At 62.5% G+C, this 15081-nt stretch carries 16 protein-coding genes; 10 read left to right on the top strand and 6 right to left on the bottom strand.

What is annotated here, in order from left to right; genetic code table 11:
* The first annotated feature begins 10 nt into the window (after window positions 1-10).
* Both FTO74_RS04520 and FTO74_RS04525 read left to right on the top strand, forming a co-directional pair.
* Window positions 11-448 (top strand): response regulator, encoded by a 438-nt coding sequence (locus tag FTO74_RS04520; protein ID WP_162537071.1) that lies wholly within the window; start codon window positions 11-13, stop codon window positions 446-448.
* 288 nt (window positions 449-736) lie between these two features.
* Window positions 737-955 (top strand): hypothetical protein, encoded by a 219-nt coding sequence (locus FTO74_RS04525; RefSeq protein WP_162537072.1) that lies wholly within the window; start codon window positions 737-739, stop codon window positions 953-955.
* 234 nt (window positions 956-1189) lie between these two features.
* On the opposite strand, the gene recG is transcribed toward FTO74_RS04525, so the two are convergent.
* Genes recG through FTO74_RS04550 form a run of 5 tightly spaced genes read right to left on the bottom strand, consistent with a single transcriptional unit; the run spans window position 1190 to window position 5718 of the window.
* Window positions 1190-3523, bottom strand: a complete 2334-nt coding sequence (recG, locus tag FTO74_RS04530) for an ATP-dependent DNA helicase RecG (RefSeq protein WP_162537073.1) — start codon at window positions 3521-3523, stop codon at window positions 1190-1192.
* 10 nt (window positions 3524-3533) lie between these two features.
* Window positions 3534-4115 carry a hypothetical protein gene (locus tag FTO74_RS04535; protein WP_162537074.1) on the bottom strand — a complete coding sequence of 194 codons (582 nt, stop codon included), beginning with the start codon at window positions 4113-4115 and terminating at the stop codon, window positions 3534-3536.
* A 2-nt stretch (window positions 4116-4117) separates the two neighbouring features.
* Window positions 4118-4270: a 50S ribosomal protein L33 gene (gene rpmG / locus FTO74_RS04540; RefSeq protein ID WP_162537075.1), complete on the bottom strand. Its 153-nt coding sequence runs from the start codon at window positions 4268-4270 to the stop codon at window positions 4118-4120.
* Entirely contained in the window at window positions 4267-4497 is a 231-nt protein-coding gene (gene rpmB / locus FTO74_RS04545) for a 50S ribosomal protein L28 (RefSeq protein WP_162537076.1), read from the bottom strand. The genes rpmG and rpmB overlap by 4 nt, the downstream gene beginning before the upstream one ends.
* Before the next feature lie 15 nt (window positions 4498-4512).
* On the bottom strand, window positions 4513-5718 hold the full coding sequence (locus tag FTO74_RS04550; RefSeq protein ID WP_255462497.1) for a GTP-binding protein: 1206 nt from the start codon (window positions 5716-5718) through the stop codon (window positions 4513-4515).
* Window positions 5719-5835: 117 nt separating this feature from the next.
* Here FTO74_RS04550 and FTO74_RS04555 point away from each other — a divergent pair, with 117 nt between their 5' ends.
* From FTO74_RS04555 to FTO74_RS04580, 6 genes are read left to right on the top strand one after another with little or no spacing between them, the layout of a single operon-like run.
* The gene (locus tag FTO74_RS04555; RefSeq protein WP_162537078.1) at window positions 5836-6741 is read left to right on the top strand and encodes an ATP-binding cassette domain-containing protein; all 906 of its coding nucleotides are present in this window, start codon (window positions 5836-5838) and stop codon (window positions 6739-6741) included.
* Window positions 6734-7960 carry an ABC transporter permease gene (locus FTO74_RS04560; RefSeq protein ID WP_162537079.1) on the top strand — a complete coding sequence of 409 codons (1227 nt, stop codon included), beginning with the start codon at window positions 6734-6736 and terminating at the stop codon, window positions 7958-7960. Before FTO74_RS04555 ends, FTO74_RS04560 begins: the two co-directional genes overlap by 8 nt.
* A gap of 6 nt (window positions 7961-7966) precedes the next feature.
* Window positions 7967-8584, top strand: a complete 618-nt coding sequence (locus FTO74_RS04565; protein WP_162537080.1) for a lysophospholipid acyltransferase family protein — start codon at window positions 7967-7969, stop codon at window positions 8582-8584.
* A 29-nt stretch (window positions 8585-8613) separates the two neighbouring features.
* Window positions 8614-9684, top strand: coding sequence for a tRNA preQ1(34) S-adenosylmethionine ribosyltransferase-isomerase QueA (gene queA, locus FTO74_RS04570; RefSeq protein ID WP_162537081.1), 1071 nt, complete (start codon window positions 8614-8616; stop codon window positions 9682-9684).
* A gap of 45 nt (window positions 9685-9729) precedes the next feature.
* Window positions 9730-10746 (top strand): VWA domain-containing protein, encoded by a 1017-nt coding sequence (locus FTO74_RS04575; protein WP_255462498.1) that lies wholly within the window; start codon window positions 9730-9732, stop codon window positions 10744-10746.
* Between the two features lie 55 nt (window positions 10747-10801).
* Window positions 10802-11371, top strand: a complete 570-nt coding sequence (locus tag FTO74_RS04580; RefSeq protein WP_162537082.1) for a hypothetical protein — start codon at window positions 10802-10804, stop codon at window positions 11369-11371.
* 502 nt (window positions 11372-11873) lie between these two features.
* Here the strand turns inward: FTO74_RS04580 and add are convergent.
* Window positions 11874-12923: an adenosine deaminase gene (gene add / locus FTO74_RS04585; RefSeq protein ID WP_162537083.1), complete on the bottom strand. Its 1050-nt coding sequence runs from the start codon at window positions 12921-12923 to the stop codon at window positions 11874-11876.
* Between the two features lie 77 nt (window positions 12924-13000).
* On the opposite strand from add, the gene FTO74_RS04590 reads away from it, so the two are divergent.
* On the top strand, window positions 13001-14062 hold the full coding sequence (locus FTO74_RS04590) for an SDR family oxidoreductase (protein ID WP_162537084.1): 1062 nt from the start codon (window positions 13001-13003) through the stop codon (window positions 14060-14062).
* Window positions 14063-14099: 37 nt separating this feature from the next.
* Window positions 14100-15041: a catalase family peroxidase gene (locus FTO74_RS04595; protein WP_162537085.1), complete on the top strand. Its 942-nt coding sequence runs from the start codon at window positions 14100-14102 to the stop codon at window positions 15039-15041.
* The last annotated feature ends 40 nt before the right edge of the window (window positions 15042-15081 follow it).

The following is a 15081-nucleotide window of genomic DNA, read 5'->3' on the forward strand; positions in this document are numbered from 1 at the left end:
GCCCGGAAATATGCGCCCAAAGAAGACCATCCTCTGCATCGACGACAATGAACAGATCCTTTCTGTACGCACCTTTCTGCTGGAGACACGCGGATATCGAGTGATTGCTGTCGGCTCACCGCAGGAGGCGCTGGAGATTCTGGAACGCACGGCTCAGGGGGCGATTGACCTTCTGCTTACCGACCTGCTGATGCCGCAGATGGATGGCAATGACCTGGTGCGGAAGGCGCGGCAGATTCATCCGGCGCTGCCGACGATGATTGTTTCGGGGACGGTGACGAGCTATGACCGGGCGCTGGCGGCGGATGCTTTTCTGCCCAAGGGGGCGAGTTCGGCGGCGGAGCTGTTGGAGAGGATTCGGGTGCTGGTGGCGAGGAAGCGGGGGCCGAAGAAGCAGGTGCGGCCGCAGTTGGATCTTGAGCCTATGCAACATCCATTGGCGAGTTAAGTACTTGGGGCCTTCCGTTGGTTGTTTGTTCCCGACCAACGGGAGGGCCGCGCGAAGCTTTAAAAAGGCGTGTGAACGCCCGCCCCGCGCGTAGCGGGCCTGCGGGGTTGTGGCAGGGATAGGTCGGGCCTTCAGCCCTCTTCTTGTTAGTGGGTTCGGTTACCTAGGGCTTCGCCCTAGGCTGGTATAGAGCGCGCCTTCAGCGCTTTTTCGGAAGCATCCGGAGATTTGGGCCAGGGGAAGAAAGCATACCTCGGGGGCTAAAGCCCGCTTCTGGGGAGGGTTTTGATGTCCGGGCTAAAGCCCGGACCTACCCCAGAAGCAACGGCAAAAGCAAAGACAACCGCAACGGCAGAAGCAGATTCCTCCGCTTCGCTCCTGAATGACAACCAAGAAAACAAGCAACAGCAACGACAACAAAAAACAGGCAACGGCAACAGCAACAGCAACGGCTCAGAACAGGCAGCGGCAGAGGAGACTGTAGATCCTTTGCTTTGCTCAGGATGATGGGCAATGGGTCTGCGCGTGGAAAAGAGTGGGTGCGATTGAGTGCCGGTCCGGTTCTCGGTTAGGATTTGGGGAGTGGGATAAGGAGAGTGCTATGAGTGAATCGCATAATACGGAATCGTTTCTGGAGCGTTACTGGCAGGGGCTTGTGATCGTTTATGGGTTGATCTTCGTGTCGATCCTGGTGTCGTTCGCGCCGACCTGGTAACAAAAGTTTAGGGGGATTGGTGGGGCCTAAGCCTCTACCAATCCGTACCTTCTCTGCCATTGCTGTTTCAATCGCGCCCATACGCGGTCGATCTCTTCGCGGGCCATCGCCGGGTCCGGGCCTTCGGCGAAGCGGGCTGCTTCGGCTTTCGATAGCTCGAGCATGCCGCGGTCGCGCAAGAGGTTGGCTACGCGGAACTCCGGCAGACCCGCCTGACGGGTGCCGAAGAACTCGCCGGGGCCGCGTTGTTGTAGATCTTGTTCTGCCAATTCAAAGCCGTTCTGGGTTCTGACCATCGCGTCGAGGCGTGCTTCTGCTCCGTCGGAGGGCTTGCCGCCCGTCATCAGGATGCAGTAGCTCTTGGCTGCTCCGCGGCCTACGCGTCCGCGGAGCTGGTGCATCTGGGCCAGACCGAAGCGCTCGGCGTGCTCGATCACCATGACGGTGGCGTTGGGGACGTCCACGCCGACCTCGATGACGGTGGTGGAGACCAGTACGTCGGTTTCGCCGCGCTTGAAGCGGGCCATCGCTACCTCTTTGTCGTCGGCGGACATGCGGCCATGGAGCAGGCCCAGCTTGAGACCGTGCAGGGCACCGTGTTGCAGCTCTTCGAACATCTCTACCGCGGAGCGGAGCTTGGGTTTGGGGAAGAGGGCTACGGCTTCAGGTTTCTTCTTTTTGGATTTGCTCTTTGTCTTCTTGGCTGCGGTGTTGGCCTGTGTGGGGCTTAGTGTGGCTGTCTCTTCTTCTGTTGGGGCGAAGTCCAGCTCGGGCTGGTCGTCTTTTGCGCCCTCGATGACGGGGTACACGATGTAGGCTTGGCGGCCCTTGGCTACCTGCTTGCGCAGGAACTCCCAGACTTCGTCGGCGCGCTCCTCGGTGGTGCGGCGGGTGACGATGGGGGTGCGGCCGGGGGGCAGCTCGTCGATGATGCTGACGTCCATGTCGCCGTAGACCGTGAGGGCCAAGGTGCGGGGGATCGGGGTGGCTGTCATCACGAGTACGTCCGGCTCGCTGGCTACACCCTGGGCATTGGGCTTCTTCATCAGCTTGAAGCGTTGCTGGACGCCGAAGCGGTGTTGCTCATCGACTACGACAAGGCCGAGGTTGGCGAACTCCACCTTCTCCTCGATGAGGGAGTGGGTGCCGATGGCGAGCTGGGTTTCGCCGCGCATGATGCGGCCCTGGCCCTCGCGCTTTCTGTCTGTGTCTAGTGATCCTGTCAGAAGTGTTACGCGGTAGGGCTTGCCGGTTAGGGGCGAGATCTTTTCTTCTAACAGCTTTCTTGCTGAGAGGTAGTGCTGGGTGGCGAGGATCTCCGTCGGGGCCATGAGCGCGGCCTGGAAGCCGTTTTCGATGGCGACCAGCGCGGCCTGCATGGCAACGATGGTCTTGCCGGAGCCTACGTCTCCCTGCAATAGGCGGCGCATGGGCTGGGTGCGGCGCATGTCTTCGACGATCTCGCCCAGGACGCGCTTCTGCGCCGTGGTGGGGTGGAAGGGAAGCACCTGCTTGATGGCGTCGCGGACGTGAGGGTTGGTCTCGAAGCGGGTGCCGACGCGCTCGCGCATGCGGCGGCGCTTCAGCTCGAGGCCCAGCTCGAGGTAGAAGAACTCCTCGAAGATGAGGCGGCGGTGCGCGGGCGTGGCGAAGGACATCAGCTCGGTCATGCGGGTGCCTGCTTCGGGGAAGTGCAGGGCCTTGAGGGCCTCCATGCGGCTGGGGAGCTGGAGGCGGTCGCGCAGGGCTACGGGGAGGGTCTCTTCGGCGTCGATTCCGGCTTCGATGAGTTCTTCGAAGACGCTCCACATGACGCGGCGGGTCCACTTGGAGGTGAGCTTCGAGCCCCAGGGGGTGGTGCCGCCGAGGCTCTCGTAGACAGGGACGATGCGGCCCATCTCGAGCATGGCGAACTCGGCGTCAGGGCCGGTGACGCCGGGGCCGGGGAGCAGCTCGAACTGCGGCTGGATGATCTTGAACTTGCCGGGGCCGCCGCTGCGCGAGGCCTCGAGCTTGCCGTAGAGGGCGACCATCTGGCCGGGGCGGAACTTGTCGCGGAGGTAGCTGCCGTTGAACCAGATGCACTTGACCGTGCTGAGGCCCTGGCCTACGACCAGCTCGAAGAGCGCGCCGCCGCGGGTGGAGAGGAGCGTGGAGCCGCGGACCTCGCCGACGATGGAAGCCATCTGGCCGGACTTCAGCTCGCTGATGAGGACCGGGTTGAGGCGGTCTTCGTAGCGAAAGGGCAGGTGGTAGAGGAGGTCCTCGACGGTCTCGACGCCGCGCTTGGCGAGGTTTTCGGCTACGCGCTCGCCTACGCGCTTGACGAACTTGATCGGAGTGGAGAGTTGCAGCGGCACTCCATCCAGACTAACAAGCGGCGTGGGCCTGCGTCGCTGATGGTGATGGGCGAGGTACTTGGGATGCGGAGGTCATGCGGGCGCGCAGGTCTTCCCATGCTTCGGGTAGGCGATGCGGGGCCGACCAGCGGCTGCGGGCTTCGATGAGGCAACGCTGACGGTAGGGCACTCCGTAGGTCAGACGAACCCAACGCTCGTACCCTACGATCCAGCCCAGGGCATCGCGCACGAGGGGGCTCTCGGCGTCCGAGGCACGGGGCAGGTGTTGCAGCTCGGTGGCGCTGTGCCAGCGGTCGGCTGCGGCGGAGGCCAGGCGCGGCTCGAACTCGAAGCGGTTGATGAAGATGCCGCTGCCGTGCTCGCCGCAGCCGCCGTAGTAGAGGCCGAAGCCCCAGAGGCGGATCAGGCGGTCGGGGGCGGTTTGCAGCGTGTACTGGCTGCTGGCGTTGCTGCCGTCGGTGGCGCGATGCCGATGAAAGCCGCGTTCCAGCAGCACATTCCCTTCGGGGCGGCAGATGTCGCGGCCCCAGAGCCTGCACTGCTGGTTCAGCAGCCTGCTTCCGTCTTTGATCCAACGTGCGGTCTGTGCCATTGCTACGCCTTCGTCTCCCGGTAGAGGACATGCTTGCGCACTACGGGGTCGTACTTGCGCAGCTCCAGCTTGCCGCTCGCTAGTTTCGGGTTTTTGGTGGTGGTGTAAAAGTGGCCGGTTCCGGCGGTCGATTGCAGCTTAATGATCGTTCTCATCGTGCGGTGGCCCTCCGCTTCGCTACTGCGCCGTCGTAGCCGAGCTTGGTGATCGTACGCAGGGCGCGGGTGCTGATGCGCATCCGCACGTAACGCCTTTCGGACTCCACCCAGACCCGCTTCCATTGCAGGTTCGGCTCCCAGCGCCGCCTGGTTTTATTGTTCGCGTGGGAGACGTTATTGCCGCTCATGGGCCGCTTGCCGGTTATGGGACATACCTTTGCCATTGTTCTCTCCTCTGTTTAAACGGCCGCTGCTACTTCTTTTTCCTGGAACAGGGCTTCGAAGGGATCGGCGTACTGTGCCCATGCTGCGGGGCCTTGGGCCATCTCGGCATCGGTCAGCAGGGCGGAGTCCATTGCGGCTGTCAGAGCCTCGCGGTTCATGCCCATGCCGATCAGCACGATCTCCTGACGACGGTCGCCGAACTCGGGCTCCCAGACGCGGCCCACGTACTCGGAGACCTCGGGGTCGTTGGCGGCGTCGAGGCTCGCGTCCGCCGCCAGCCAGAGGCCGGATGGCTCGAACTGCATGGTCGCTCCGGCGATGGAGAAGAGGACCGTCGAATCGTGCTGCGTGGCCAGCCAGAGGAATCCTTTGGCGCGCAGAACGCCGGTGAATCCGGCGTCGGTGACGGCTTCGAGCCGCTCGGGGTGGAAGGGGCGGCGGGCGCGGTAGATGAAGCTGCCGATGCCGTACTCCTCGGTCTCGGGCGTGTGCTCGCCGTTCAGCTCCTTGACCCAGCCGGGGGCCATCTCGGCCTTCTCCTGGTCGAAGAGGCCGGTATTCAGGATCGTCTTCAGGTCGATCTCGCCGCGCACGGAGACCTCGATGCGGGCGTCGCGGTTGATCTGCTGGAGGATCTGGCGCAGGCGGGTTAGATCGCTCTCGCTGACCAGGTCGGCCTTGTTGATGACGATGACGTTGGCAAACTCGACCTGGTCGATGAGGAGGTCGGCGAGGGTGCGCTCGTCCTCGTCGTTGAGGGCCGCGTGGCGGGCTTGCAAGTCGTCGGCGGAGCGGAAGTCTTCGAGGAAGCGTTGGGCATCGACCACGGTGACCATGGTGTCCAGTTCGGCGACCTCGCTGAGGGAGAGGCCGGTCTCGTCTTCGAAGCTGAAGGTCGCAGCGACCGGCATGGGCTCGGAGATGCCCGAGGACTCGATGAGCAGGTAGTCGAAGCGCTCCTCGCGGGCGAGGCGGGAGATCTCCTCGAGCAGGTCGTCGCGCAGGGTGCAGCAGATGCAGCCGTTGGTCATCTCGACCAGGCGCTCGTCGGTGCGGCTGAGGGCGGCTCCGCCCTGGTTCACGAGCTGCGCGTCGATGTTGATCTCGCTCATGTCGTTGACGATCACCGCGACCTTCAGCCCCTGGCGATTGTTCAGAACGTGGTTGAGCAGGGTGGTTTTGCCTGCGCCTAGAAATCCGGAGAGTACGGTTGTCTTCAACTTGCTGCTTTTTAGATCGGAGCCCATGGTTCACCTCTTTTGTGAATCTATCACTAATGATAATTCACAAGCAATAATAAGGCCTCTTGCCCTCCCTGATAAACTTGCCTTAACGCTATGTCCATCGTGCAACTCCAGAACATCCGCAAGGCGTACGACACGAAAGTCGCAGTTCACGGCCTCTCGCTCAGCATCGAGCCGGGCACTATGTTTGGTTTGCTGGGGCCGAATGGGTCGGGCAAGACCAGTTCTATTCGCATGATGATCGGGATGACGGTGCCGGACTCCGGTTCGGTGCGGTTGTTTGGCCAGCCGTTCTCGCGGGCGGCGTTGCATCGGGTGGGCTATCTGCCGGAGGAGCGCGGGCTCTACAAGAAGATGAAGGTGATGGAGCAGCTTGTCTTTTTGGGCCAGTTGCATGGGCTTGATGCCGCTACGGCGGGCAAGCGCGCGCATGTGTGGTGCGAGCAGATGCAGATTCTCGAGGCCGTGAACAAGCGTACCGAGGAGCTGTCGAAGGGGATGCAGCAGAAGATTCAGTTCATCGCCTCGCTGCTGCATGAGCCGGAGCTGATCATCATGGATGAGCCGTTCAGCGGGCTCGATCCGGTGAACGCTACGCTGCTGATGGATACGCTGCTCGAGCTGCGCAAGCAGGGCAGGACCATTCTCTTCAGCACGCATCGCATGGACCAGGTGGAGAAGCTATGCGACGAAATCGCCATTATTTATAAGGGAAATCTGGTGCTCGAAGGGGCTATGCGCGAGATCAAGTCGCGCTATCCGGCTAACCGGGTGCAGATCTACTTCAGCGGGGACAGTAGCTTCTTGCAGCATCCTGCGATCGCCTCGGCGAAGACCTATTCGGGGCACGCGGAGCTGATCCTCAACGACCCGGCGATGGCGCAGAGCCTGCTGGCCGAGGCAGTGGCGCGGGGTACCTGCATCACGCGGTTTGAGGTGATGGAGCCGACGCTGGAGGAGATCTTTATCGAGTCTGTAGGGGAGAACGTCGATGCGTAATGTATGGCTCATCGCCAGGCGCGAGTACCTGGAACGCATCCGCACCAAGGCCTTTCTGGTGGCGACGATTTTGATCCCTGTGCTGATGGGCGGGTTCGTCTTTGGGGCCGGGTATCTCTCTTCGCGGGCCAAGGCTTCGGCGCATGTGGCCATCGTCGCGGCGGACGCGCAGTTTGCGCAGGACCTGAAGCAGCAACTCGAGAGCGGCAGGCACTCCAGCATGACGGTCGATCTGGCTACGCCATCGCCGGAGACGCGCAGTGCGCTCGATGCAGAGCTAAAGAGCAAGAGCGGGATTGCGGGATACCTGTGGGTGACGCCTGCGGCTGCGGCTGGCGCGCGGCCCCTGTTTGCATATGCGGCGCGTTCGGCGGGCGATGCCACGACCGTCGACACGTTGCAGAGTGCTGTCCAGAGCGTGCTGACGCGGGAGCGGCTGAACCACTCCGGCATTGGGGCCGGGGAGGTCGATGCGCTGCTGGCTCCGGTGACGATTGATACCAGCTCCAGCGGGGACAGCCGTGCGGCTTATGCTGCGGCTTCGCTGCTGTTTTTGCTGATGTACATGGTCATCATGCTCTATGGGATGAACACGGCGCGGTCGATCATCGAGGAGAAGACCAGCCGCGTCTTTGAGGTGATGCTCTCGACGATCCGGCCGGAGGAGATGCTGGCGGGTAAGATCCTGGGCGTCGGGGCGGTGGGGCTGACGCAGATCGGCGTGTGGATGGTGGCTGCCGGGATTCTGGGGAGCACGAATCTGGCGGCTTCGTTTGTCGGCTCGGGGCATGTGCCGATCAGCCTGACGCAGATAGTGTTCTTCGTGGTTTACTTCCTCTTCGGCTATCTGCTGTACTCGTCGATCGCCGCGGCGCTGGGGGCTATGACGAACTCCGAGCAGGAGCTGCAGCAGTTGAATATGTTCCTGGTGATGCCGCTGGCCTTCTGCATGTTGATGAGCTTTGTGATTGTGCCCGCTCCGAACTCGACGCTGGCGCGGGTGGTCTCGTTGATCCCGTTTTGCAGCCCGCTGCTGATGAACCTGCGGATCTCGCTTACCACTGTCGCGCCCTGGGAGATTGGGCTCAGCTTTGTGCTGATGAGCCTGACCATTCTTGCGATTCTTTGGGTGGCGAGCCGCATCTACCGGGTGGGCATCCTGATGTATGGCAAGAAGCCGAACCTTGCCGAGGTTCTGCGCTGGCTCAAGTACAGTTAGGACGCTATGGCCTATAGCCGCAAGCAGCGCGTTGTGCTCGCCGTGGTGCCGCGGATTGTCGCGATGTTGATCCGCGTGCTGGGGGCTACGTGGCGGTATGAAGACGTGGCCGTGCCGGGGAATGTGCGGGGGGACCAGGTGCCGGGGCCTTGTGTTTATGCGTTTTGGCATCGGTCGTTGCTGGCTTGTGTACACCAGTTTCGGAATAAGGATATTGCGATTCTGATCTCGCAGAGCTTCGATGGCGAGCTGATCGCGCGGACCGTGGAACTGCTGGGGTTCAGGGCGATTCGGGGGTCTTCGACGCGGGGCGGGGCGATGGCGCTCAGGCAGATGGCTGAGGCTTATCGGCAGGGGCATCGTTGTGCGATTACGGCGGATGGGCCGAAGGGACCGGCGATGGTGGCCAAGCCGGGGGCGGTGCAGTTGGCACAGTTGGTGGGGGCTACGGAGATCGGCGTCTACTATGTGCTGCCCGAGCGGGCGTGGGTGCTGAAGAGCTGGGATCGGTTTCTGATTCCGAAGCCGTTTTCGCGGGTGCGGACTGCTTGGCCGGAGAAGTCAGGGGTGAGCTTGCCGGAGTTGCAGGCTGCGCTGGATAAGTCTGTCGCCATGCTGTCGTAAGGCGGGGAGATTCGTGTCAAGCTTAAGGTGTGCTGGTATCGGATTTTCACTATGAACTGCCTGAAGAGCTGATCGCGCAGACGCCGCCGGAGGTGCGCGGCAGCTCGCGGATGCTGGTGCTGCGGCGTGACTCCGGCGCGCTGACGGATGATCGGTTTTTGAGCCTGCCGGAGTATTTGAAGGCGGGCGATCTGCTGGTTTTGAACGACTCGCGGGTGATTCCGGCGCGGCTCTATGCTACGCGGGGCGGGCTGGCTACGCAGGCTTCGTCGCCTGCTCCGACGGGGAAGATCGAGGTGCTGCTGACGCAGCAGATGGGGCCGTGGGAGTGGACGGCGCTGGTGCGGCCGGGGCGCAAGGTGCAGCCGGGGGAGGTGCTGCACTTTGCCGATGCGGAGGGGGCGGTGCTGCTTTCTGCGACGGTGTTCGCGGCTGGGGAGTATGGCGAGCGGACGATCCGGTTTGAGGCAGATGGGGAGTTTCTGGCCAAGCTGGACCGGATCGGGCATATGCCGCTGCCGCCGTATATTCATCGGGACGACTCGGCTGGGGATAAGGCTCGCTACCAGACAGTCTATGCGAATGAGCCGGGGTCGGCGGCGGCTCCGACTGCTGGGCTTCACTTTACGCCGGAGGTGCTGGCGGCTCTAGAGGCCAAGGGGGTGCAAGTCGAGCGCGTGACGCTGCATGTGGGGCTGGGGACGTTTCAGCCGGTGCGGGCGGAGAGGGTGGAGGATATACGGCTGCACGCGGAGCACTACACTTTGCCCGAGGCGACGGCTGCGGCGGTGAACGCGGCGCGGCGAGAGGGTCGGAGGGTGATTGCGGCGGGGACGACCACGACCCGGACGCTCGAGCACTGCGCCACGTTGGGGCCGGAGCTGTTTGCGCACTCGGGGGAGACTAGTATCTTTATCTCGCCGGGGCATCGTTTTCAGGTGGTTCAGGGGCTGGTGACCAACTTTCACCTGCCGTCGTCCACGCTGCTGATGCTGGTGAGCGCGCTGGCGGGCGTGGAGCCGGTGCGGGCGGCGTACGCCCATGCGGTGAGGGAAAAGTACCGATTTTTCAGTTACGGCGATTGTATGCTGATGATTTAAGAGGGCTTGATGCCAGAGCGACGTGCGAGGAAGTAGAATTTACGGGTGAGCCGCCTGAAATATACGTCCTTGTCCCTTTCGGTTGCGCTGGCCTCGATTTTGGCCGCAACCTCTACCGCTGCTTTTTGCCAGACGACTGCTCCTGTTGTTACGGCTCCAGCCTCCAATCAGCCGCAGTTGACGCCGCGCAATCCACAGGACGCGCCTGCGGATGAGCCTACCTTCACGCTGAAGCAGCAGGTGAACGAGGTCGATCTCTTCTTTACCGTGACGGACAGCAAGGGCCGTTTCGTAACCGGGTTGAAGCAGGAGAACTTCGGCCTGCTCGACGATCAGCGGCCGCCGGAGAGGGTTTTTCGGTTTCAGCAGCAGACGGACCTGCCGCTGCGCGTGGGCATCATGCTGGATACTTCCAGCTCGATCCGGACGCGGTTCAAGTTTGAACAGGATGCGGCGATCGACTTCTTCCTCCAGATTCTGCACCGGAATGATCGGGCCTTTGTCGAGGGCTTCGATATCCAGTTGAACCTGGCGCAGGACTTTACCAATAATATCGACCTGCTGAACGAGGGGATTCGGAAGCTGCGGCCGGGCGGCGGCACGGCTCTGTTCGACTCGATCTATAACACCTGCAAGAACCAGATGTTGACGCTGCAGGAAGAGGGCACGGTGCGGAAGGCGATTGTGCTGGTCTCGGACGGCGACGACAACTACTCGCGGTCGAACGAGGAAGACGCGATTAAGATGTGTCAGCGGGCGGAGACGCTGGTGTATACAATCTCGACCGATACCAGCCCGAGCAAGGGTAAGGGCGGCGCGGTGCTGGAGCGGATCTCCGAGGCTACGGGAGGAAAGGCTTTCTTTCCGAACAAGCTGGAGGACGTGGCGATCGGGTTCAAGAGCATCGAAGAGGAGTTGAGGAGCCAGTACTCGCTGGTGTACCGGCCTGCGGAGTTCAAGCAGGATGGTAGCTTCAGGACGATTTACCTGGCGGCTACCGACTCGCGGCGCTACCATGTGCGGGTGAAGCGGGGTTACTTTGCCCCGAAACCGGTGCAGTAGGGCGGGAGAGAAACTCCCGGCTAAAATTCGGGTCTAACGGGGTAAGGAGATCTCTATGCGCCTTCTCTCTTGTTTGCTCGTTGTGGGTAGTTTGGTGACGGGGAGCGCCTGCGTGGCGCAGCAGCCGGTGGGTGTGGCCCAGAGCTTTGCCACGCTGGCGGAGCAGCCCGCGACCCATACGGCGTTTACCTTCGACCGGATGGCGATGCAGGTGGCGCAGGGCGTTCTGGAGATGAACGGGATGCCGCCGGAGCGGGCGGCAGCGGCGCTGCGGGGGATTACGGTCGAGAACTTTCGCTATCGTGAGCCCGCGTTTTATACGCCGGAGGCGATGGAAGGGTTGATCGCCAGCTACAAGGCTGCGGGGTGGAAGCACCTGGTGAACGGGCGGCAGACGGCGGCAAATACGGCTCAGCCGAAGCAGGTGGTGACCGACCTTTGGCTGCACTTTACGGGTGCGGATATTGATGGGGTGACCGTGTTGGCCAGGGCTGAGCGGCAGATGAGCGTGGTGGAGCTGACGTGCGATCTGCGGCCGCTCGATCTGGTGCATCTGAGTGGGCACTTTGGGATTCCGAAGGTGGATCCGGGGGCGGTGATGGTGCCTGCTCCGGGGGAGCGGTAGCACTTCGTGCCGTTCTCGGGGGTGCATGGGCGGGATTATCTTCTGAGGGCTTTCCGTTGGTCGGCGGCGAGCATTCTTGTTTCCGACCAACGGGAGGACCATGCGAAGCAGTAAAAAGGCGTGTGAACGCCCGCCCCGCGCGTAGCGGGCCTGTCCGGCAGGACGTCTTTCCTCTTTGTAAGAAATAGTTCCTCAGCGGCTAAAGCCGGTTTATCGGCGTGCTGGGATGGCACGGCTGAAGCCGTGTCCTTAATGGTTTGGGTTAGGTTGAAGAAAGCATACCTCGGGGGCTAAAGCCCGCGTTTGTGGTTGTTTTTGATGTCCGGGCTAAAGCCCGGACCTACCCCAGAAGCAACGGCAAGGACAAAGACAAGAGCAAGGACAGAAGCAGATTCCTCCGCTTCGCTCCTGAATGACAACAAAAAAAACAGGCAACGGCAACGACGGAACAGGCAACGGCAAAAACTCTCTTGAGCCGCTCCCTTCTGACGAGTGGGTGCTTTTAGCGGTGGTAAAGCTCTACGTCGCGCATCAGCTTGAGCTTGCGGTCGGGGGGGAGGAAGCTGGCTTCGATGGAGTTGGCGGCGAACTCGCGCATCTGCTCGAGGGAGAATTCGAAGGCTTCCTGGATCAGGATGTACTCGGAGAGCAGGTCACTGCCGAACATCGGTGGGTCGTCGGAGTTGAGCGTGAGCATCAGGCCGCTCTCGAAGTACTCGCGGATGGGGTGCTGGTCGAGTGCGGGGCAACAGCCGGTGCGGAGGTTCGAGGTGACGTTCAGCTCGAGGGGGATCTGGCGCTCGGCCAAGATCGTGAGGAGGTCGGCGTCGTACTGCGCGGCCAGGGCGTGGCCGATGCGCTCGGCGCCGATGTTGATGGCGGACCAGATGGAGGCGGGACCGGCGACGGGGCCGGTGGACTCGCCCGCGTGGACGGTGAGGCGGAGACCGGCGGCGCGGGATTCGGCGTAGATCTCGCGGAACTGCTCGGCGGGGCCGCGGGCTTCGTCGCCGCCGATGCCAATGCCGATGATGCTGGGGTATTGGTGGCGGAGTTCAGCCGCCAGGCGGAAGACGTGGGCGGCCTCTTCGACGCCGAAGTGGCGGACGGCGTCGATGATCCAGAGGATGGTGGTGCCGAACTCGCGCTCGGCGCGGATGCGGGCGCGCTCGATGGCGTCCATGACCGAGGGGATGGGGAGCTGCGGCTTGAAGCGGGCGAGGATGCCCCAGGAGATGTAGACCTCGGCGTGGACGACGCCCTGGTAGGCGAGGTCGCGGATCATGTTGTAGGCAATCAGCTCGAAGTCGTCGGCGGTCTGGAGGCGCTCGGTGACGGCCTTGAAGGCCATGAGGAAGTGGGGGAAGTCGTCGTAGATGTAGAGGGCGCGGGCCGCATCGAGGGTGAGCGGAGTGGCGTCGTGGCGTTGGCTCAGCTCTACGAGGGTCTCGGGCAGGATGGTGCCTTCGAGGTGGAGGTGCAGCTCGGCTTTGGGCAGGCCGCGGAGCCAGGTGGGGATGTCGATCTCTTCGAGCTTGTTCGCTTTAGCCATCCTGTTTAGTGTAGCGGCTTGGTGCTTTGCGATGGGGTGGGGCATCTACTGGGAAGGATTCTTTAGGAGCGAGATAGATGGAGAAGCGGACGGCGTTGGTGGTGGGATCGACCGGGGTGGTGGGGCAGAATCTGGCGAAGCGGCTGCTGGAGAGGGGTTGGGGCGTGGTGGGGCTGTCGCGTGGGGCGCAGGTGGTGGATGGAGTGGTGGGGGTAGCGGCGGATCTGCGCGATGGGGCGGCGGTGAAGCAGGCGCTGAAGGGGAAGGTGGTGACGGATGTTTTTCTGAGTGCGTGGATAAGGCATGACACCGAGAAGGAGAATGTCCGGGTGAATGGGGGGATTGTGGAGAATGTCTTTGCGGCGCTGGAGGGGATGGAACTGCGGCATGCCGCGCTGGTGACGGGGACGAAGCAGTATCTGGGGCCGTTTGAGGCGTATGGGCAGACGGCGGCGGAGACGCCCTTTCGCGAGGACACGCCGCGGCTGCCGGGGGAGAACTTTTACTACACGCAGGAGGATGTGATGTTTCGCGCGGCCGAGCGGGGCGGCTTTGGGTGGAGCGTGCATCGGCCGCATACGATTGTGGGGTTCGCGGTGGGGAACGCGATGAATATGGGGTCGACGCTGGCGGTGTATGCGACGCTGTGCCGCGAGCGCGGGGAGGCATTTGTGTTTCCGGGGTCGAGCGAGCAGTGGAATGCGCTGACGGATGTGGTCGATGCAAGGCTGCTGGCGGAGCATCTGGAGTGGGCGGCTACGACTCCGGCGGCGCGGAATGAGGCGTTCAACGTGGTGAATGGGGGCGTGTTCCGGTGGCGGTGGCTGTGGCCGCAGATTGCGGCTTACTTTGGTGTGGAGCCTGCGGTGCCTCCCGAGGGTGGGGCACCGCTCGAAGGGCGGATGGGCGGGGCCGCGGAGGAGTGGGCGGGGATTGCGGCACGGCATGGGTTGGTGGAGAAGGACGTGAATCGGCTGGCCTCGTGGTGGCACACGGATGGCGATCTGGGGCGGAAGATCGAGTGCGTGAACGATATGAGCAAGAGTCGGAGGCTGGGGTTCCTGACGTATCAGGACACGCCGCAGTCCTTCTTCGATTTGTTTGAGCGGATGAAGACCGAACAGTTGATTCCAAGGTAGATTGGGGGCAGATCATTCTTGAGGGAGAGTATTACCGATGCCGCTGCCTACCGATGAGAAGCTGCTGGCGCTGAGCCAGAGCCTTCTGGACCAGTTTCATGCGATCTTTGGGGAGTATCCGGGGTTTCGTCCGGCTCATGCCAAGGGGACGATGCTGACCGGGACGTTTGTGCCGACAGAAGCTGCGAAGGAGCTTTCGAGCGCTGAGCATCTGAACCAGGCATCGACTCCGGTGCTGGTACGGTTCTCGGATTCGACGGGGCTGCCGCTGATTCCGGATACCGATCCGAACAGCAACCCGCGTGGGTTTGCGGTGCGGTTTGTGCTGGGGCCGCATCGGCATACGGATATCGTGAGCCACTCAACCGATGGGTTCCCGACTCATACGGGCGATGAGTTTTTGGAGTTTCTGCGGGCTCTGGCGGCTAGCGATCCGGCGAACCTGGCGGGGTCGCCGCTGGAGGCTTTTCTTGGCTCACACCCGGCGGCGCTGGCGTTTGTGCAGACGCCGAAGCCTGCGCCTTCGAGCTTTGGGCGAGAGAACTACTTTGGCGTGACGGCGATGAAGTTTACCAATGCCGCTGGGGTGAGCCGGTTTGGGCGGTATCGGATTGTGCCCGTGGCGGGTCCGGACCATCTGGATGACGAGGCTCTGAAGGCTAAGGACGCGAACTATCTGATGGATGAGATTGCGGCTCGGGTGGCGGCGGGTCCGGTGGGGTTCAAGGTGTTGGTGCAGCTTGCCGATGAGGGGGATGTCGTCGACGACGCGACGATCCACTGGCCGGTAGAGCGAGAGGTTGTAGAGATCGGCACGCTGAGTCTGACTGCTCCTTTGGAGGGGAGTGAGGCGGAGCAGAAGACGATCATCTTCGATCCGATTCCGCGGCTGGCGGGGATTGAGCCTTCAGATGATCCGCTGCTGGAATTGCGGGCGGCGATCTATCTAATGAGCGGGCGGAAGCGGCGGGCTGCGTAGAGGCGCGGTTTTTACAGTCATTGTTCCAGCGCGCTACAAT

It is taken from the genome of Granulicella sp. WH15 (assembly GCF_009914315.1).
Classification (GTDB): Bacteria; Acidobacteriota; Terriglobia; order Terriglobales; family Acidobacteriaceae; genus Edaphobacter.